Annotated in this window: 21 protein-coding genes; 3 read left to right on the plus strand and 18 right to left on the minus strand. The window is 48.3% G+C overall.

The features are described from left to right. Positions 1-97: 97 nt before the first annotated feature. From OC538_RS08305 to OC538_RS08320, 4 genes are all read right to left on the minus strand, one after another. Positions 98-1372 (minus strand): efflux RND transporter periplasmic adaptor subunit, encoded by a 1275-nt coding sequence (locus OC538_RS08305; protein WP_262174310.1) that lies wholly within the window; start codon positions 1370-1372, stop codon positions 98-100. Next, positions 1373-2059: a hypothetical protein gene (locus OC538_RS08310; protein WP_262174312.1), complete on the minus strand. Its 687-nt coding sequence runs from the start codon at positions 2057-2059 to the stop codon at positions 1373-1375. A gap of 445 nt (positions 2060-2504) precedes the next feature. After that, the gene (locus OC538_RS08315) at positions 2505-2954 is read right to left on the minus strand and encodes a transcriptional regulator (protein WP_251693559.1); all 450 of its coding nucleotides are present in this window, start codon (positions 2952-2954) and stop codon (positions 2505-2507) included. A gap of 87 nt (positions 2955-3041) precedes the next feature. Further along, on the minus strand, positions 3042-3359 hold the full coding sequence (locus OC538_RS08320) for a hypothetical protein (RefSeq protein ID WP_251693558.1): 318 nt from the start codon (positions 3357-3359) through the stop codon (positions 3042-3044). A gap of 120 nt (positions 3360-3479) precedes the next feature. Between OC538_RS08320 and OC538_RS08325 the strand changes: the two genes are divergently transcribed. Both OC538_RS08325 and OC538_RS08330 read left to right on the plus strand, forming a co-directional pair. After that, positions 3480-5057 (plus strand): hypothetical protein, encoded by a 1578-nt coding sequence (locus OC538_RS08325; protein WP_262174315.1) that lies wholly within the window; start codon positions 3480-3482, stop codon positions 5055-5057. Beyond that, positions 5054-7798: a DEAD/DEAH box helicase gene (locus OC538_RS08330; protein WP_262174318.1), complete on the plus strand. Its 2745-nt coding sequence runs from the start codon at positions 5054-5056 to the stop codon at positions 7796-7798. Before OC538_RS08325 ends, OC538_RS08330 begins: the two co-directional genes overlap by 4 nt. Before the next feature lie 41 nt (positions 7799-7839). On the opposite strand, the gene OC538_RS08335 is transcribed toward OC538_RS08330, so the two are convergent. After that, positions 7840-8001: a hypothetical protein gene (locus tag OC538_RS08335; protein WP_262174320.1), complete on the minus strand. Its 162-nt coding sequence runs from the start codon at positions 7999-8001 to the stop codon at positions 7840-7842. A 281-nt stretch (positions 8002-8282) separates the two neighbouring features. After that, positions 8283-8741 carry a single-stranded DNA-binding protein gene (locus OC538_RS08340; protein WP_262174322.1) on the minus strand — a complete coding sequence of 153 codons (459 nt, stop codon included), beginning with the start codon at positions 8739-8741 and terminating at the stop codon, positions 8283-8285. 243 nt (positions 8742-8984) lie between these two features. On the opposite strand from OC538_RS08340, the gene OC538_RS08345 reads away from it, so the two are divergent. Further along, positions 8985-9422 (plus strand): YwpF-like family protein, encoded by a 438-nt coding sequence (locus tag OC538_RS08345; RefSeq protein WP_251693554.1) that lies wholly within the window; start codon positions 8985-8987, stop codon positions 9420-9422. A 392-nt stretch (positions 9423-9814) separates the two neighbouring features. Here OC538_RS08345 and OC538_RS08350 read toward each other — a convergent pair whose 3' ends face one another. The 12 genes from OC538_RS08350 to spoIID all read right to left on the minus strand — a co-directional run bounded on the left by OC538_RS08350 (position 9815) and on the right by spoIID (position 18917). Beyond that, complete coding sequence (locus OC538_RS08350) at positions 9815-10162, minus strand: hypothetical protein (protein ID WP_251693553.1); 348 nt, start codon at positions 10160-10162, stop codon at positions 9815-9817. A gap of 88 nt (positions 10163-10250) precedes the next feature. Further along, positions 10251-10643, minus strand: coding sequence for a hypothetical protein (locus tag OC538_RS08355; protein ID WP_251693552.1), 393 nt, complete (start codon positions 10641-10643; stop codon positions 10251-10253). A gap of 97 nt (positions 10644-10740) precedes the next feature. Continuing rightward, the gene (fabZ, locus tag OC538_RS08360) at positions 10741-11184 is read right to left on the minus strand and encodes a 3-hydroxyacyl-ACP dehydratase FabZ (RefSeq protein ID WP_251693551.1); all 444 of its coding nucleotides are present in this window, start codon (positions 11182-11184) and stop codon (positions 10741-10743) included. Positions 11185-11337: 153 nt separating this feature from the next. Continuing rightward, on the minus strand, positions 11338-11673 hold the full coding sequence (locus OC538_RS08365; RefSeq protein WP_262174324.1) for a DNA-directed RNA polymerase subunit beta: 336 nt from the start codon (positions 11671-11673) through the stop codon (positions 11338-11340). Between the two features lie 22 nt (positions 11674-11695). After that, positions 11696-12532 (minus strand): flagellar hook-basal body protein, encoded by an 837-nt coding sequence (locus tag OC538_RS08370; RefSeq protein ID WP_251693550.1) that lies wholly within the window; start codon positions 12530-12532, stop codon positions 11696-11698. 25 nt (positions 12533-12557) lie between these two features. Then, positions 12558-13394, minus strand: coding sequence for a flagellar hook-basal body protein (locus tag OC538_RS08375; protein WP_262174327.1), 837 nt, complete (start codon positions 13392-13394; stop codon positions 12558-12560). A gap of 66 nt (positions 13395-13460) precedes the next feature. Further along, positions 13461-14453: a rod shape-determining protein gene (locus OC538_RS08380; protein WP_251695218.1), complete on the minus strand. Its 993-nt coding sequence runs from the start codon at positions 14451-14453 to the stop codon at positions 13461-13463. A gap of 365 nt (positions 14454-14818) precedes the next feature. Continuing rightward, positions 14819-15088: a sporulation transcriptional regulator SpoIIID gene (locus tag OC538_RS08385; protein ID WP_251693548.1), complete on the minus strand. Its 270-nt coding sequence runs from the start codon at positions 15086-15088 to the stop codon at positions 14819-14821. 365 nt (positions 15089-15453) lie between these two features. After that, entirely contained in the window at positions 15454-16374 is a 921-nt protein-coding gene (locus OC538_RS08390; RefSeq protein ID WP_262174331.1) for a nuclease-related domain-containing protein, read from the minus strand. A 326-nt stretch (positions 16375-16700) separates the two neighbouring features. After that, positions 16701-17174, minus strand: coding sequence for a hypothetical protein (locus tag OC538_RS08395; protein WP_262174332.1), 474 nt, complete (start codon positions 17172-17174; stop codon positions 16701-16703). Positions 17175-17254: 80 nt separating this feature from the next. Then, positions 17255-17908, minus strand: coding sequence for a M23 family metallopeptidase (locus tag OC538_RS08400; RefSeq protein WP_262174333.1), 654 nt, complete (start codon positions 17906-17908; stop codon positions 17255-17257). A 10-nt stretch (positions 17909-17918) separates the two neighbouring features. Continuing rightward, positions 17919-18917 (minus strand): stage II sporulation protein D, encoded by a 999-nt coding sequence (gene spoIID, locus OC538_RS08405; RefSeq protein ID WP_262174335.1) that lies wholly within the window; start codon positions 18915-18917, stop codon positions 17919-17921. Positions 18918-18968: the final 51 nt, after the last annotated feature.

Genomic DNA, 18968 nt, shown 5'->3' on the forward strand with positions numbered 1-18968 from the left:
GAATCATAATCAGCTTTACTTACTGAGTGAAATAATTTTTCTTACTATAAATTTCGACATAAAAAAACCGCCACTTGGGCGGTTTTTTTCTTGCTGTTTATTCCACGAAACCGTATTTTACGTAGTTCTTCCATCCGAATGTTCTCCAGTCGCTCCTTGACGGGAGTTCGAGCGGGAGAGGGAGGAAGACGTTGGATACGTTATTAATTTCATTGATGTTACGGTTATAGAAGGCGATATCGCCGGTTTTCAGGCCTTCCGTAATGACTGCGCGGTTGTTCGTGATGAATGGAGCCGTTACGTTCGTTTTGGCGGCGCGTCCTTGTTCGTCCAGCTTCCATACCATAGCACTATCTTTCACATACGATTCGAGCCATTGGATTTTCACTGAAACTGCTTCCGCTTCATTCACGATGATTGATGCGTTCACGTTTGCGCCGAATGGTAAGTTGTATAGCTCCTCGAGCGGCATGATCGTGATTTCATATAGGTCGAGCGGGTTTTCCCGTTCTTTCGGATCGAGCTTATCGTACGCTTCGCGCCATCTGCTGTCTGTCGCAGGCACTGCGGAAACGGAATGCACCGTACCTTCGATGTTCGTCTCAAGATTATTCTCCTGGATGCGGACGAGATCGCCGGCTTCGATCTTCTGCCATTCGTCAAGTTGCGCGTATGTCGTGACGAGCTTCTTATTACTATAAATATCAGCGGCGAGTGTAAAGCCGTGCTTGTCCACTTCCGAAACCGTTCCGTCCACCGGGCTGATGAGCGCTGGACGGGTGGCGTCCTGTTCAAGCTGCGCTTGGACGACGGCGAGGTTCCTGTCTATTTCCGATAGTTCGCGCTCCGCTTCGGCGATTGCCTGGGCGAATGCGCCGTCTTGGTGGACATCGACTTGGACATCGACGTTCAATTCGACATCTGTGCCGTCAGGTGTTTCTGTCGTATTGACGTGGGACGAATTATTACGGGCGCTGCTCCGATCGGATTCGAGGCTTGCGATTGTTGACTCGACTGCACTCCGTTGTTCAAGGAGTCCTTCCTCCTCCGCCTCCCATGCCGCGAGTTGGCTCTCTGCGCGACCGGTCTGCAGCAATGCGATTTCATCCCCGACCTGAACTGGATCGCCTTCCTTGACGAGCCATGAATCGATTGTTTCGTCGTCGCCGACGTAGACGGTGTATATGTTTTCAGGCGTGACGAGCCCTTCTTTCAAGATGTCCTCCTCATGATGTGCGGAAGTCATACGCTCGTACTTGTGGACATACAATGTTTTTGGAACCGTGCTTTTCTCAGAGAAGAGCACGTGGACGTTCAATGCGATGAAGAGGCTGACGATGATGGCGACGGTGATGCTTAATCGTTTATTCATCTAGAAGCCACCTCCGAAAAGTGAATTGAGGATGGAATCGAACGGGATGTACGCGACAGCCGCGGTGATGAGGGCCATTGCGACATGCAGGCCGATCAATATCCAAAGATGCTCTTTCCATCTACCGTCCGCGATGAATCCTCGGATGTACCGATATTGCAATGTGATGATCAGCGCGCTAGTGACCGTCAATTGGTTCATGAAAAGGATCAAATACCAATTGTCCATGACCGTGACGGCGAGCGGGCCGAATGATAGGAATGATAGGCTTACCGTTGCGCCTTTCATTGCAAAGACGATGAAGATGATCGCCTTTTCCATGAGCAACACACCTGCGATGATCACTTGCAGCGGTACCAACTGCCGGTATGGGATTTTCGTCAGTGCTGACAGGATCAATGCGACTCCGAAAATATGGAATGTTATGTATAGGATCGACCAGAGAATCGTTCCCGCAAGTGATGCGTATCTTGCGATTATGTAGTCCGTTGTCGTCATTATCGTCATTACTGACGTGAGTGCTTCCGTTCCCATTCCCCATATTTCACGGAGTGCGAATAAGGCGATGCCTGCAAGAAAAACGAGCAAGAGCCTTCTGTTGAAGTGTCGCATCGTGCCGGTTTGCAGCTGGGTGGCGAGCTCATAGGGTCTCGTCAAAAAGTGCCAAAATCGGTATTCAAAGAACATAGCGACAATCCTTTCTTCGGGTGTTTTTTGATGCTGTATACATAACTGTATCAAATCTCGTGGATTATTCAATTTTTAATAGTCATTTTTTGTATGAATCTTGGAGAATTTGGCCAGTCTAGTGGGAAGTTCATACCTTGTAACGCCTCATTTCCCGGGAAATCGACAAAGGAGCGGATTTTGATGGATCAAGACGATAAGCATCGATTCACCATGCAGGATTTCTTGTTCGGATTGACGGGTTCCACTGTATTCGTCATTGCGTTGCATTTTCTCACGAGTTGAACGGGCGATTAATTGAGCCCTTGATGAATTAATGGAGCCCTTGTACTATGCAAGTTAGCAAGCTAGATATGTATACCCTATCAATCTAGTCATTTAAACTCCAAATTAAAAACACTCATCGTTTTTCGAGGACGATAAGTGTTTTTTCATGATTTGTTTTTCAATTTTCGTGCATTCCTTCCGTCAGTTGAGTGAATAAGGTGCGGTTGTTTGTTTCAAGTGCGTAGTCGATCATGCGCAGGCGGTTGTCGGATTCGATTTCTTTTAACAGCGCTGCCGCTTCCAGGATAACCTCTTCCGGTATTTCCAATTTCAAGTTTAATGTCCCTTCAAGGATGGATGACAGATGCAGATGAAGATCCGAGATGAGGAGCAGCTGGTAGAGCGGAAGCCGGATGAATCGGTTGCCCCGTTGGAAGACGAACACTTCTCCAAGGTTTTCGACTTGCAGGCTCTTCACATTGACGACGATCTCTTTTCCTTCAGAGGGGACAAATTGGTATACTTCACCGCCTTTGATAATCGAGAAATATTGATAGGCGAACACGAGACGGAGACGAAAGTCCTCTTGGCTAGTGAAAAAAGGCGTCATGCGCTGAACTGATAGCATAATTCTCCCTCCATCATTGAATATTCCGATTATTGCTATTCTATCATAGTTGACGATGTTTTGTGAATGATTTGTTTTCTATCTTATTCACTTACGTTTGGATTGATGATTTTTCTTATTCGGTTCCATTACGAATCGGATTTCCAACGGTTCAAACGGGATTTTCCTTTTCAACAGCTGATTGATGAATTTACTTTCTTTGTCATTGAAGAATGTCACTTCATCGGATTGATAGTTGACGACAATCGCCTCAGATTTGGGCTCGGGCGTCATGAATGTTTCGGCTGCTATGAATCCGCCGCCTTTTCCGTCTTCCACATAGATATGGTCGATCGATGTGTAGTCTCCCATTAGTAGATTACGTCTTTCATAGACTTTTGGTATATGTAATATTAATGTTTCCAATTTGGTTCCCCCCCATCGCTCTTTATGTTTGTTGTTTTCTATACTTTAAATGATATCATTTACGATTGTGGCATGAAAGCCTTATAATAAAGGGAATGCTTTAGTTTAGGGAGTGAGCCGATGCACATGTCAGTGGAACGAGTTTCTTATTTACATGAGCGTGAAATAGATGAATGTATGAACATGATCCAACACTCTTTCCGACCCGATGTGCAGGGTGAGGCGCATGTCATCCGGAAAGCCGTTTCGTTGGTCCGAAAAGGCGCGTTGCACGATTTCCGTTTTTCACAGGACGCCACGGCCATCGAAGTGGTGATATCGGACGTGACAGAGGAGTTTGTCACTCTTTCCCTTTCGATGACGGAAGCGTCTTGCACTTGTGATGAAGATGATTGGTGCACCCATAAGATTGCGGTTGTCTTCCATCTTTATTCACAGTTCCATTCTTTGACGGAATGGCTGCATGATTGGCAGCGGAGAGAAACGGAACAGATGGCGCTGACCGTTTCGGAACGGACGCCCGAAGCCTGGAATGATGTGTTGTACAGGCTGGCTACTCCGCTTCGCGAAATCGGACCAAGTGATAATCCGAATGTGTTCATCCATGAAAGCTCATTGATGGACCAGAAAGTGATTCCGCTGTCCCCTTTCGAATATGAATGGAAGCCGCTGTTCGAACTGTTTTACCGGTTGCATCTGCTGGAGGCGGGCTGGTCTTTTGCGCATGGACATCTCGAAGAGGCGAATCATTTCACATACCGCCAATGGCAAGTGAAGATGTGGCTCAATGAACAGATTGAGAAGTTGCGTGACATCGGCAAGGCGCTTGGCAAAAATCCTCGACTGTTCGAGACGGATGCGTTTTACACCGCTTTGAAAAAACAAGTCCGCGAGTTCGTCCTTCGGAATAAAGGGCTTTTTGAAGTCCGCCTTGAAATCTACGCGATCATGTGGGAGTTCCTGTACAAGGACACGGCTGCTCAGGAGAAGGAGCTTGCCTATCTGCTTGACAATGATTCAGTGGACGCCGCCTTTTTCGCCGCTTATTTCAACCTGACAAAAGGCGATGAAGAGACGCTTGCAAAAATAGCGGAACGGGCGGGCGGCGAGCTTGTCGGCCATTGGCTGCCGCTAGCGGATCTAGCTGCCGAGATGGAGGATCCAGGTTCCCTCACCGTCATCATGAATACGATCTACCCGCATATCGGCGAATTCTTTGGCCGGATTTCGTTTTCCACCGACCGGTATCATTTCATCCGGAAAATCGACGGATTGCTTGAAGAAGCGCATTTTCCGGAATCGCGCCGCGAAGAGCTTTTCATGATCTACGGGGAAGACGGCGTAAGCGCGTTCGGCGATTTCCTCATCGAGCGGGAGCGATTCGCCGAATGGGCGGCGCTCATGCACAGGTTCAATATTCCGTATGACGGGCTTGAGCCGGATACGTTGAAATTCGTTCTCGCGAATGACCCGGCTTCCGTCATGCCGTTGCTCCATACGTATGCGATGCGGTTCATCCAGGAGAAGAACAGGCATAGCTACCGCCGCGCCGTACGGTTGTTCAAAAATATGAAGGCGGGTGCGAAAAAGAGCGGCAAGGCGGACTTCTGGAACCGATATATCGACACGGTTCGCGAGCAGTATAGACGGCTCCGCGCGTTGTCGGAAGAAATGGAAAAGGGGAATTTGAATTTATGACGAAAATGGATACGTTGAATCTCCTCTTCCAATTGGCGATTGAACGGGACGAGGGAGGTCGGTATTCGGTTACCGCTACAGATCCGTCCGGACGTGCGGTTGCCCCGGACAGGCTCTCCTCCTTCCTGTTCTTCAATAATGAACAGGCGTTGTATGGCTTGTTGCCAACGACCGATGAAGAGGCCGTCCATTTGAATACGAATGAATTCCTGCAAGTGTTTGCGGGCAAGACGCATCCTTTCGCTTCGTTTGCGGGACGTACTACGAATGACGAGGCCCATTTATCCGCATTGCGGGAAGCGGCCCGTTTATGGAATGAACCCGACTTCTGGCAGCACGCAGAGTTGGACGCAGGGATGATCCGATTCGACGAGGAGAAAATCGGGATTTCCGCCCTTTCTTCGATGATTTTGCATGATGCGATTCGCGAAAAGCTCGATGCATCGGCAATGCGGCTCGATCAGTTGCCGGCGTTGCTGCCGCATTTGCGTAAATACGGTTGGCCTGGCGACTCCGTTTCGACGATTCCGGTCCGGGTCGCTTTCCGTCTGACGGAGCCGGATGAAGACGGGGATACGGAATGGTTGCTCGAAACTGTCGTTGTCAGCGAACGCGGGACGCATTGGACGCCGGCTGTCCGGAAAGCGAATGCGGAAATCAGCGATGCGCTGCCTGCGAAATGGAAGGATTTTGCTGATGAAATCCGGGAGAAGCAGTCCGAGATGGTGTCTTTCCTGCGTTCGGTCGAGGCTGAGCCTGGGAACCGGTTTTTGTCGATTGCGATGTCGGATCCTGAAGTGCGGCTGTTCATCCAGGAAGATCTGCCTGTGTTCCAGTCGTTCGGGTATGCTGTCATTTTACCGGCTTGGCTGAAGTCGGTGACGGAGTCGAAATTACGCGTCCGGACGAGTGCGAGTGTTCAATCGTATCGATCAGCAGCCGGTCTCAATGAAGTTCTTTCATTCGATTGGAACTTTTCGCTTGCCGGGAAGGAGATCGATCAAGACTCATTCCGTAGGCTGGTGGATGAGAATCGTGAGTATATCCGGTCGGGCGACGAGTGGTTCCATATCGATCCACTTTGGCTGAAGCGGATCCGCGAGCTGATGGAGCAGGCGGATGCTGGCGAGTGGACGGTGAAGGATCTGCTGTTCCAGGAGATTCCCGAGGAGATCATCCCGGTTGATGAAGATGATGGTTCGGATGACCCGCTCCTGGCGTTTTCGATGAAGCAGTCGCTGCGCGAGTATGTCGAAATGGTTTCGAATAAGCAAGGACTCCCTGACGCGGGTATTCCGGTTGAATTGAAGGCGGAGCTCCGTCCCTATCAAGTCGACGGGTATAATTGGCTCGTCTTCATGCGTGAGCATCATTTCGGCGCTGTTTTGGCCGATGATATGGGACTTGGGAAGACGGTGCAGCTTATTACGTATTTATTGAATGTGCATGCGCGCCCGGAAACGGACTCCCCTTCGCTCATCATCTGCCCGACGAGCGTGCTCGGCAACTGGCAGAAGGAGATCGAGCGGTTTGCGCCATCGCTTAAGGTGCATACGCATTACGGTCCGACGCGGGCTCGGGAGGAAGAGTTCAATGTGCTTCTTCAAGAGCACAAGCCGGATGTCATTTTGACGACGTATGGCACTGCGACACAGGACGATGAGACGCTTGGCAACACTGTATTTGCGAGCATTACGCTCGATGAAGCGCAAAATATTAAGAACATGCAGACGAAGCAGTCCCGGGCGATCCGGAAATTGCATGGCGACCACCAGATTGCTTTGACGGGGACGCCGATCGAGAACCGGCTGTCGGAGCTATGGGCGATTTTCGATTTCATCCATAAAGGGTATTTCGGAAGCTTCCGGACGTTCTCCGAGCAGTTTATCGTACCGATCGAGCGGGATGATTCGGAGCTTGAGAAGCGCAAATTGCGGGCGAAGATCCGTCCGTTCCTGTTGCGCCGCACGAAAAACGATCCTGATTTGCAGTTGAATTTGCCGAAGAAGCTCGAACAGAACGAGTATTGCCCGTTGACGACGGAGCAGGCGGCGCTCTATGAAAGTTTCATCGAGGATACGAAGTTCAAGTTGGATACGTTGACCGGCTTTGAGCGGAAAGGGCTCATTTTGAAGATGTTGAGCCGCTTGAAGCAGCTTTGCAATCACCCGTCGTTGTTTTTGAAGGAGCCTCATGCGCCTGCCGATCAGATGTTGGAGCGCTCGGTGAAGTTGAATCGGATCGTGTCGATGGCTGCGGATATTGCTTCGAACGGTGAGCAGTGCCTCATCTTTACGCAGTATATCGGGATGGGCCAATTGATCCGTCAATGTTTGAGCGAGCTGTATGATATCGATGTGCCGTTCCTATCGGGCAGTATGCCGAAGGGGCAGCGCGATCATTTGGTCGAGGCGTTCCAGGCTGGTGAATTCCCGGTTTTCATCCTGTCGTTGAAGGCAGGCGGCACCGGGTTGAATTTGACAGCGGCGAATCATGTGCTGCATGCGGACCGCTGGTGGAATCCGGCAGTTGAGAATCAGGCGACGGACCGGGCCTACCGGATCGGCCAGACGAAGTTCGTGCATGTCCATAAGTTTGTGACCGTCGGGACGATTGAAGAGAAGATCGATAAGATGCTTGTTGAGAAAGCGGCGCTGTCCGCGGATTTGATCCAGTCGAGTCAATGGTTGACGGAGTTGTCCGATACGGAATTGGATGATCTTCTATCGTTTGAAAGATAGATGCGTGACCTCGGTTTCCTTTTATGGAAGCCGGGGTCTTTTCATGATCGCTGTGCCTGGCGCCGCATATGTATGGGAATGACTTTTCTCGCGAGTTCTCTTTCCTCCAATTCATTGAGCCGTTCATTCAGGCGTGCGATGATGCGGATGAGTTGTCCGACTTGCAGCTCCATGCGGATGAGCTGTTTTTGGGATTTATCCATTTGTTTTTCCTCCTCTCGGTATTGGTAAGATGCGGCGGGAGCGGTCCCCGCCGCACGGTGTCGGCCAAGATCATTCGGCCTACGCAGCTAGCATTGCGTCTGGCGGACGCGATGCCCCCTGTGGATATGGGAGGGTCCCCACCCTTCATATCCTAATCGCTTTGTTCTCCTTCTTACTCACTTAGATATTTTCATTCCACTATTCATTTTTTTGTGTATCCGAGCTTCCGGCGATCCCCCTTTTTGGTTATTCTCCCTACCTATGTATCGTCCTTTGAAGGTCAATAGATAGGTAGTCCCTCTTTTTCGATTTGCGGCAGATGGAAGTTCGTGCTGACCTTCTCCTGTTCCGCCTTGCTTTCATTTCCGCCGCTTTGTTGCACATTTCCTTCAGGCTCTCCGTACAAGTTGTCGTTCGTTCTCCGCTTTGTCGACAGGAAGCGGATTTCCTCTCCGATCACTTCAGTGACGAAAACTCGGCTATTGTCTTCGCGTTCATATGTCCTCGATTGGATCCGTCCGCCGACACCTACTAAAGATCCTTTTCCACAATGTTTCGCGGTGTTTTCCGCAACTTTCCCCCATGCTGTGCAAAGGATGAAGTCGGCATCCATTTCGCCATGCTTGTTTTTGAAATTGCGGTTTACGGCAAGGATGAAGCTTGTCTGCAGTCTCCCTTCCGATAGCCTTCGTAAAATCGGATCTTTTGTCATGCGCCCTACGAGTGCAACTTGGTTCACTTTTCCCCCTCCTTTCTTTCTGTGATGTCTTCATCTTATGACGCATTGAAAATTGGCGCAAATCTCTAAAATCCGGTTTTGATAGGGTTTTCAGGCTGTATTATTGGTTGAGAAATGAAGAATGTGGATGATGACAATGGTTTGGAAGTTTTCATTTACACGGGATAATTCGAGCTTGGCTGTTTCTGAAGTTTTTTTCCGACGTGTGGTATACTTGATGAAAAAGTGAGCGGGGTGGCGCATTTGAAGACATTCAAAATGATTTCGGTCGGTATATTGATAGATGATAAGATTCAGGACTTTCCGCTAGTCGACGGCATTATCATCAATCAGGAGAATAGCCACCGGATGTGGATTTTGGAGCTTTTCATCGATCAGGAGCACCAGCAATTGTTCGAGGGATGGAAGGAGTCGGGTGAGCTGTTGGAAGCGCGCGTCGTCATTTCCTATCCGGAAAATGAGCCCGCGGGGTTCCGCGTGGCGGTCGATGCCGTGGAACAGATCGGCGAGCATATTTCGGTGTTGTTGAAGGGTCGTTTGAAGCGTGCCCGCACCCAGTATGCGGAGCATTTATTGGAGGAATTGATTACCGAAGGGCTAGGCGGCGAGGAGTTGCTGAAGCGTTTCGAGTCGGATATGCGCGAGCGTCCGCGGTTGAAGAAGGATCGGGAAGAAAAGTGAGTGGGAGCTGCCTGTTAAGGGCGGCTTTTTTTGATGGCGTTTATGCGTGATTAGCGCGAGTTATGCGTAGATATAGCGGTTTATGCGCGGTTGTGGGCGTTATGCGTGGATTTCGCGAGTTATGCGCAGGTGCGGGGCGTTATGCGTGGATAGCACGGTTTATGCGCGGTTGCGGGGCGTTATGCGTGAATGTAGAGATATATGAGCGCTTGGTGGAGTTGTTCCGCGGAAAGACCTCCCGTCAAATCCGATTCGTGTTCGCGCGAGATGCTTTTGACAATCACACTCTTTTAAAATGAATGCGGGGAAATCTATTGCATTTAGCCTTCTTATGACGCGATTTTTAAAAAAGAAAAACCGCCGGGGGGTGGCGGTTTTCTTGCGGCTTGCGGTTAGCGGTTGTTGTTACGGTTACGATTTGTGTCGTTGTCATCTGTTAGGATGTCATCATTCGGTGATGTTGTGTTGTCACCGTTCATGTCTCCGTTGTTACGGTTTCCATCATTGATGATTCCGTTGTTTACACCGTTTCCATCGAGTCCGTTATCGATTCCATCCATGTCCGGTCCTGCGCCGTTGTTAACTCGTGGAGTCGTGTCGTTAAGACCGTTGTCCAGGTTTTCCATCGGCGTTTCGTTGTTTCCTGGAACGTCGTTGCCATTGCCGTTGTTGCCGGCATCGCCACATGCTGTCAACACAAGTCCGGAAACGAGTACGAACGGTATCGCTTTTTTGAACATGAAAATTCCCTCCTTTCCACAAGCCTCTCTCATACAAATCGTATGATACTTGTAGGTTGGCTAAAAAGGAGGGAACTATCCATACTTTTTATTGTTCTTTTTCGAGCATGTCTTTGAGCTGCATTTCGACGTAGACAGCTTCCGCTTTGCAGTCGTATGTAAAGTGCGTATCGAGTTTTTCCTGCATGATCTGGATGTTGGCGATCTGCTCTTCTGAAGGCGGCTCGCTGAGAATTCGTTGGATGACTTCATTGATTCGCTGGGCGAGGTCTTCGTGGAATTTCGGTTCTCTTTTCACATCATCCGGAATTCTTGTATACCAAAGAGCTTTTGTCGTGATGTATTCGCGCCATGAATCGATGAAGTCTTCGATATCGTACAGCTCTTCGTCCCAATCGATGTCCGCCATGTATTGCTCGAACGTCTGGGTGATGGAGCGCGTGATGCTGCTCTTTATATTTGGAGAAAGATCATTGTACATAATTGGTTGGTACCTCCCACTATAAGCATGCGTGTGATGTCCGCCTCAATATACACACTGCACTTTCATTTTAGCTGACATATTGCACGTGCGCAAATTAATTTTTAGCTTCTGCTACCGGACCTAATGCAAATGTGATTTCCGTTTCGCAGGCGATTTCGCCGTCAACGGTCGCTACCGCTTTCCCTTTTCCGATGGAGCCGCGCATCCGCGTGATTTCGACTTCAAGTCTCAATTGGTCCCCTGGAACGACTTGGCGTTTGAACCGGCAGTTGTCAATACCCGCAAAGAATGCGAGGCGGCCGCGATTTTCCTCTTTTTGAAGGATGGCGACTGCACCGACTTGTGCAAGCGCTTCGACAATCAGGACGCCTGGCATGACCGGGTAGCCTGGAAAATGGCCGTTGAAAAAGTCTTCGTTGATCGTGACGTTTTTCAGGCCGACGACGCGTTTCCCTTCTTCGATTTCAGTTATCCTATCGACTAAAAGGAAGGGATAGCGATGGGGAATGATTTTTTGAATTTGTTCTGCAGTTAGCATTTCCTTTATCCTCCCGACAATGTATGTATGACTTAATTCAGCAAAAATAAACCACTACAATAAGTGTGTGATTAATGTTATAACACCACGTGCCTTAATTTCTGCAAAGAACGCAGAAATTAAGGCAAATCGATCCCTTCGCTGATCGATTCGTTACGACTCTTTCCCTTTTATGATATCGAGTATATGGATCCATGTCTCTTTTTTCAGCACATCGGAGGGTTGGCCGTCGCCGACAAAGCCGTAGCCGATCATGGCTCCGAGAATTGCTGCACCCGCAAGCAACAGAAGGACGAGCACAATACGCAACCAGATTGGGAACAGTCTAATTTGAACCCAAATACGCGGCTTGCCACTTGTTTCCTCGTCAATGGACTTCTGCTTCTTTTGTTGGTTGCGCTCCACGCGGGAAGCAACGATTTGACGCTCAGTGGAGTCATTTTGTTTCATATGGTCCCATTGAGGATGTTTCTGTTTATCTTCTATCATTTCGGATTCTCCCTAGCGCGGCTTATCGAATGTTATTGATCAAACCTAACATCTGATCGGCGAGCGTGACCGTCCGCGCGTTGAATTGGTAAGAACGCTGGACATTGATCAGGTCTGTCATCTCTTTTTCGTAATTGACGTTGGAGGCTTCAAGCTTCCCGTTTTCCATGCTGATCCGGTTGCGGTTGACGCCGTTCATTTCCGTCAGTATATCTCCAGCGGCGACGCCGAGTTCCGCCACATTGTCAGGAAGCGCGAGCAGTGTCGAAGAAAGCCTGCTCATCAAGTTCGGGCGTTCCATAGTCGTGACACCCATTTGGATTTGCTGTACGTTTCCGTCATTGTGGATCACTTCAAGGATGCCGCCTGAAACCAAACTGTAATTCTTCACGCTGTCCGCGAATGTGATCGGCTGCCCCGCGCTATTCGCGACAGGATACCCATCGCCATTGACAAGCATCAGGTTGCCGCCTTCAACAGGTGAAACGTAAAAGTTCCCAGCGCGCGTGTATACCGTTTGCTCCCCGTCTTCTCCGGGCATGATAAGGTTGAAATATTGCTTCGGTTCGGTCAGTGCAAAATCGAGTTCACGACCGGTTGTCTGCAAAGAACCGACCGTCCAGTTCATTTTCGCAGGACCGAGCGCAGCACCGACGCCATAGCGGATGCCCGCAGGAGATTGGCGCTGAGCTGTATCGGCCTTATCGTTGTTGAATTGTTGGTAAAGTAGTTCATGAAAATTGGCTTCACTCGATTTATACCCGTTTGTCGCCGAATTTGCAAGGTTATTCCCGATAATATCGAATTGGCTCTGCAATTGGTTCATCGTGTTAACTGCCGTCGTCATTGATCGTATCATTCGATTCGGCCCCTTTCAAAACGCATCATCCGTTGACGCGTCCTATTTCGTTCACCGCTTTTTCCATGCTTCGGTCATACGCTTGAAGGATTTTTTGATTCGCTTCGAATGCGCGGTATGCGGCGAGCATGTCCGTCATCGACTTCGCAGCGTCGACATTGGAACCTTCCAAAAAGCCTTGTTGGAATGAATATCCAACTCCTGCCAAATTTTGCGCTTCAGGCAAATTAGCGTCGCTTGTAAATAGGCCGTTCCCTTGCTTCAGGAGGGCGCCGGGCTGTTCCGCGAATGAAACTCCGAGAGTTGCAACGGCTGTACCGTTCTGCATAATGTCCCCTGCATCGGAAATACTGAAGTCGTCATTTTGCAATTGGATGCGTTGACCGTTCGTATCGAGCACATAATACCCCATCGGATTCGTCAAGTAACCGGCCGCGTCGATTGTGAAATTCCCATTTTTCGTGTAGAGCTCATTTCCGTTTTCATTTTCAAGCCGGAAAAAGACAGCTCCTTGTTCACCGGTTTCCGCGTCGATCGGCAGGCTTCCGTCGAGTAGGGCGATGTCTGTCGTCATGCCCGTTTCACGAAGAGACCCTTGCGTGAAAAGCGGCATCGTCTCTTGCATGTAAACACCTGTCGACAGCTCTCCGACTGGCGATAAGCCGTTGAGTTGAATGCCTTTTTGAGTTGGGATGCGTTGCGCATTCAAGCTCGACATGAACATTTCCGGGAATGAACGGATGCTTGACTGTTCGGCTTTGAATCCTGGTGTATTGGCGTTCGCGATGTTGTTAGCCAGCATTTCCGTCCTGCGCTGCTGCGCGATCATGCCGGAACCGACTGTGTAAAAGCCACGGAACATATGGCACCCGCCTCCTTTCATATTTCGTTCTTCTCTTATATATCGGATGGATCAAAAAGATTTTAATTAGTAACGGCCTTTTTTGCCGATGTTGTCGAGGAGGATACCCGTCCCAATCGCCACACAGCTTAGTGGATTATCCGAGATGAATACCGGCACTTTCAATTCCTCTGCGAGCAGTGTGTCTATCCCGTGCAACAGGGCGCCGCCTCCTGTAAGGAATACGCCTCGGTCGATAATGTCCGCGGATAGCTCGGGCGGTGTTTTCTCCAGTACGTTTTTCGCGGATTGGACAATCATGCCGACCGATTCGCTGAGCGCCTCACGTATTTCATCTGAGTTGATTGTAATGGTGCGAGGGAGTCCACTTACCATATCGCGGCCGCGAATGTCCATCTGTTCCTTCCGGCCGCCCGGAAAGACGGTCGCGATTTCGATCTTGATCGTTTCCGCCGTACGCTCCCCAATGAGCAATTTATATCTTTTCTTTATCGATTGAATGATGTCGTTGTCAAACAAGTCGCCAGCGGCCTTGATTGATTCGGATGTGACGATATCGCCCATTGACAATACTGCGACATCTGTAGTTCCGCCGCCGATATCGATGACCATATTGCCGCTCGGCTGGAAGATATCCATGCCAGCGCCGATTGCCGCGACTTTCGGTTCTTCTTCAAGATATACTTTTTGGCCGCCGGATTTTTCCGCAGCATCCTGGATCGCTTTCTGCTCGACATTCGTAATGTTCGTCGGGCAGCAGACGAGGATCCGCGGCTTCGAAAGGAATCCTTTGACATTCAGTTTATTGATAAAATGGCGCAGCATCATCTCCGTCACGTCGAAATCGGCGATGACGCCGTCTTTCATCGGACGGATGGCAATAATGTTGCCAGGTGTCCTTCCTACCATTTTAAACGCTTCTTCACCAACCGCCAATACTTTGTTTGAATGTTTGTCGATCGCTACGACTGCAGGCTCGTCAAGAACGATGCCTTTCCCTTTTACGTGAATCAACACATTCGCAGTCCCTAGGTCGATTCCGATATCCTTTGCAAACATCAATCCCGTTTCCCCTTCCAACTTCAGTTCGGTCGTTATTCTCCTAACTATAGATTGTACCATAATGATTCTTTAATGAACACAAATATTGACAGTAATTTTGTATTTATTCATACAGTTATTTAGGGCTTGCTGAATGGTGTCGAATGGGGGTTTTTTACAGGGTATTTTGGGAAGTCCGTATTTTGACGACCGTTTTTATGTAGGCCTTTTTCATTCCAATCTAAAAGGCATGGGTGAATTCATTAACTATTACTTACGACAATATTCGTTTTTATTCATCATCCCGACTGGTTTTTTTCCATGCGAAAAGACAGGGTTTCCGCCTTCCTGCAAGGATGGTCGATGGTCCCCGTCTGTTCCCGTTACGTGTTGCGGGCTTTCTTATTTTCATTCATCCATTTCATCCTTGTTGCTTCACCGCCTCTTAAATGTCTGACAGACTTATGATAGGCAAGTACTTTGGCGACTTCTTCAGACAACTCCACATCCACATTCGGCAGCCGTTCCGTCAAGTCTTTATGGACCGTGCTTTTCGAATAGCCCGTCGATTTCGCCAGCGCCCGTACGGTAAGTCCTGTGTCCAGCAACATTTTGCCGAGGCGCACGCATCGCCTCCGAATTTGCTCGTGCACGCCCTCTTCCTTTCCTGTCAGCTCCGTTTCTTCCTTTATCTTATGCCGCGGCGACGGCGGTTATGTCAAAGCTGGATTGGAGTGGCGGGGTTATTGTTTTATCGGGTGCAGATTCCCGCGGCAGAGTTAACGAGAACTCCCAGGGCGTCAACGAGAACTATGGGTGTTGTAATGAGAACTTTCTACTGAATAACGAGAACTCCTGACGCCGGAACGAGAACTTTCTACTGATAAACGAGAACTCCTAGCGCCGGAATGAGAAATTTTTCTATTGATAAACGAGAAATCCAAGCGCGGGTACGAAAACCTCGAGCATGAGAAGCTGATATATTGATGACTCAATAGGTCACACTACTATTGGCGATTCATTTTGGTTGTCTATTCCTCTCCATCAAAAATTCGTAGTGTGCGTTTCTACCATGGCCAATTAGTTTTGTTTGTGCTTTTCCTAATAGATGCTTTGCAACGTGACGGCACTCCAGTTGTGTAAAGTACCGAAATTCCCGGTTTGTCATCGTATTTTTGATCAGCATAAACCAATCTTCGATCGCAGCCTTATACTCATCCTTCCCATCTTGCCCACAAGAATGACATTTCCATTTTCTGCTTTCCCATTTCATGTTGAATTTCCCGCATTCACTACAAATTACGCCTGGAATAATTTCTGCGGGATGAATATCGAATCTTTTAGTCATCGGGAATGGGTTGAATTCCATATGACTTTTATAAATTTCATAAGCCAATGACCGAATGTCATGACCGCTAAGAATCTCTGGATTGACTGCCAATGATCTTAGATGAGCAGGGACGTCATATGTAAACATAATTTCCATATTGGGTTTTTCTTCGATTTGCATTTCATTGTTGTAGGCAAACGCCACTAGCCCCTCAACAGGTATTTTAATGTTTTTTTCAAGAAGCCAATTCTCCAACAGATAATTTTTTCGCTCTACCTCCGTAATTGGATTACGTAATGGCATCCGTTGTCCAGATGTATATTCTTTAATGAATTGCAGCGGATTGGACTTCACTATGATTTTCTCTGCAATGTTCTTCACTTCTGAAATGATTATGAATGAAGGAGTAATTAGAAGTGAATCCATTTGAAAATAAATACCATCATGGATTAAAGTAACATCATGAAGAATGGCATGGGGATAGCGTGGTTTGAATTCGGTTATATATTTATCATACTGGCATTCCCCTCCATAACCAGCCTCCAGATAATAGAGTTTCTCTTTAATTCGCTGCCTATTTTGATTATCTTGTCTCAATCTCCTTTCCAATGCAATTAACCCCTCAATTTCCTTATTCTTTTTTCTATGCTTTATTATCATTAAATCACCTCAAGTACATTATAAATAGTTGACGATTAATTTTGAATAGTTTTACACAAAATAAATATTTAAACGCGGAAACGGGGTCAAAAATCATTTTTGATAGTGGTTTTTGGGCTGAATTCAGTTTTTGCTACAATGTGCGGATTACAAGCATGACAATTTTACCGCGGTGCTGTTTTGTAATTCGAACATCTATTAATCGCGAAATATGGTTTTGACAAATTAGTTTTTACGTTGAATATAGGAGAACTTTTCAAGGGTTATGGAGAAATCTAAGTACGGGAACGGGAACTCCAGGCAGCTGAACGAGAAGTCTTCATGGATGAATAGAACTCTTTACGGATGAACGAGAACTCCAAGCGGCTTAATGAGAACTCTTTACGGATGAATGAGAACTCCAAGCGGCTATACGAGAACTCTATACGGAAGAACGAGAACTCCAAGCTACTTAACGAGAACTCGCCATGGAAGAATGAGCACTCCAAGCGACTTAACGAGAACTCGCCATGGATGAATGAGCACTCCAAGCGGCTTAACGAGAAGTCTTCATAGATGAATGAGAACTCCAGGCGGCTTAACGAGAACTTTTCAAGGATGAACGAGAACTCCAAGCGACTTAACGAGAACTCGCCATGAATGAATGAGAACTCCAAGCTGCTTAACGAGAAGTCTATATGGAAGAACGAGAACTCCCCTCGCAGACCCCTTAATTTGTAAAATGCATTCAACGCGATCACATACGACAACTACCTAGAAACTTCCGCGTTTACACATTTGTTTGCCAAAACACAAAAACCACTCTCGCAACAGAGAGTGGTTTGGTCGTTTAAAATCCTAGTAATGAGCGCGGGTTGACTGGGTTGCCGTCCTTGTGCACTTCGAAGTGCAGGTGTGTACCGGCTACTGTGTTCCATTCGTTGCTTGTAGCAGTTCCGAGAGATTGACCTTGAGTGACTTCGTCGCCTTCTTTGACGAGGATGCCAGTCAAGGAGCTGTAAATAGTTGTCATTCCGTTGGCGTGGTCGATTGTGATTCTGCTGCCTTGGAATTGATCGATAATGACTTCTTTCACTGTTCCGCTAAGGGCTGCGACGACTTCAAATGGTTGGTCATCCATCGAGAGCGTAATACCTGTGTTTGTCTTGTACGTTTGGTTGAAGACAAGTAGTGCATTTTCTCGCGACTCTTCATTGGCGTCTGCATCATAGTACTCTTGTATAATCGCCACGTCATCGAGTTGGTCCTCTTTGAACGGGAATTTGAGTACTTCGTTTGCAGCATTTGTTTCGACGAGCGGCGGTGCATTCGGATCTGTTGCGACGTCGGCAGTTTCGTTCGGGCCCTTTTGGATGAAGGCATTGTAGCCCCAAATCATGCCGACGAAGACGATCGCGATTCCCGCGTAGATGGCCGGCCAGAACCATCTATTCTTCTGACTCTTATTCTTCTGAGAAGGGGATTTCGGTTTTTCTTCTCGCATTATCATCACCTCACTTGCTATTGTTTGCAAGTGTTGGCGTTTTTAAACATTCAGATTCGTCTACTTCAAACTTTTTTATTGTCGTGCCGGAATAATAGTAGGTCAGTATGTTTTCAGCGGTCCATCCTTTCTGGGCAAAGGCTTCGGCGCCGTATTGGCTCATGCCGACCCCATGCCCGTATCCCTTCGTCGTGATGAGGACGATTTCGTTTGTAACGTCGTAGGCGATATCAAAGTCTGTGGACGCGAGCCCGAGTGCTTCCCGCATTTCACGGCCGCTCTTTTCGAAGCCGATTGACACTGCTTTTTGCACGCGTCCCGTTTGATTGCGGATGAGCTGGAGGCTTTTGAACTGATCGGCTTTCCAAACGGATCCGAGCGCTTCATTCCACTTCGCAATCGGCATTTCGATGTGCCGTTCCACTTTCGCTTCGACGACTTCCTCCCCCGGACTTTCCACACTCTGCAAGTATGGAATCGGATTGCCGCTGTAGTTTTGCGCAGTCTCAGTCTTCCCGTTCGATGTCGAAAAAAACATGGCGGTGATCATTTCATCACCATATACGATCGTGTCCCCTTCGGTCGTCGCGACGATTTCCCGTAGCTTCTTCTCGTTTTCCTTGAATTTCTTTCCCCAGCGTTCCTTCCGTTCTGCTGCGGTTTTATATACTTGGGCGGAGACGGTCGCTTCGATCGGCTTCTTGCCACCATCCGTCGTCCGCAGTACATATGTCCGAGCCGCAATCGCTTGTGCCCTTAAGGCTTCGTTATGGAAGCCGATTGGCATTTCGCCAGCGACGACTCCCACGACATACTCCTCAAGCGGCATAGGCTTGTCCACCCCTTCCACAGTGATAGTGATTACGCACGGATCTTCCTTTGCCACGCTGTTCTTCGGTTCGACGGTCGTTTTCATGAGGATGGGAATAAAAAATAGTAGTGCGATGAATAAAACGGCTAGTAGTTTGTCCATATTCGATTGTATGATGAAGGACCGTATTTCATTCAAAAAAACTGCCCCTCGCCGATATGGCAAGGAGCAGTTTTTGGAGTCTACGAA

The organism is Saccharococcus sp. Marseille-Q5394, assembly GCF_946901335.1.
GTDB classification, from domain to species: domain Bacteria; phylum Bacillota; class Bacilli; order Bacillales_A; family Planococcaceae; genus Sporosarcina; species Sporosarcina luteola_C.

What these genes read in the sequence shown, in the direction of transcription:
- OC538_RS08305 (WP_262174310.1), bottom strand. Translation starts at nt 1,372, where the DNA reads ATGAATAAACGATTAAGCATCACCGTCGCCATCATCGTCAGCCTCTTC.
- OC538_RS08310 (WP_262174312.1), bottom strand. Translation starts at nt 2,059, where the DNA reads ATGTTCTTTGAATACCGATTTTGGCACTTTTTGACGAGACCCTATGAG.
- OC538_RS08315 (WP_251693559.1), bottom strand. Translation starts at nt 2,954, where the DNA reads ATGCTATCAGTTCAGCGCATGACGCCTTTTTTCACTAGCCAAGAGGAC.
- OC538_RS08325 (WP_262174315.1), top strand. Translation starts at nt 3,480, where the DNA reads ATGCACATGTCAGTGGAACGAGTTTCTTATTTACATGAGCGTGAAATA.
- OC538_RS08330 (WP_262174318.1), top strand. Translation starts at nt 5,054, where the DNA reads ATGACGAAAATGGATACGTTGAATCTCCTCTTCCAATTGGCGATTGAA.
- OC538_RS08335 (WP_262174320.1), bottom strand. Translation starts at nt 8,001, where the DNA reads ATGGATAAATCCCAAAAACAGCTCATCCGCATGGAGCTGCAAGTCGGA.
- OC538_RS08350 (WP_251693553.1), bottom strand. Translation starts at nt 10,162, where the DNA reads ATGTTCAAAAAAGCGATACCGTTCGTACTCGTTTCCGGACTTGTGTTG.
- OC538_RS08355 (WP_251693552.1), bottom strand. Translation starts at nt 10,643, where the DNA reads ATGTACAATGATCTTTCTCCAAATATAAAGAGCAGCATCACGCGCTCC.
- fabZ (WP_251693551.1), bottom strand. Translation starts at nt 11,184, where the DNA reads ATGCTAACTGCAGAACAAATTCAAAAAATCATTCCCCATCGCTATCCC.
- OC538_RS08365 (WP_262174324.1), bottom strand. Translation starts at nt 11,673, where the DNA reads ATGATAGAAGATAAACAGAAACATCCTCAATGGGACCATATGAAACAA.
- OC538_RS08370 (WP_251693550.1), bottom strand. Translation starts at nt 12,532, where the DNA reads ATGATACGATCAATGACGACGGCAGTTAACACGATGAACCAATTGCAG.
- OC538_RS08375 (WP_262174327.1), bottom strand. Translation starts at nt 13,394, where the DNA reads ATGTTCCGTGGCTTTTACACAGTCGGTTCCGGCATGATCGCGCAGCAG.
- OC538_RS08380 (WP_251695218.1), bottom strand. Translation starts at nt 14,453, where the DNA reads ATGTTTGCAAAGGATATCGGAATCGACCTAGGGACTGCGAATGTGTTG.
- OC538_RS08400 (WP_262174333.1), bottom strand. Translation starts at nt 17,908, where the DNA reads ATGCGAGAAGAAAAACCGAAATCCCCTTCTCAGAAGAATAAGAGTCAG.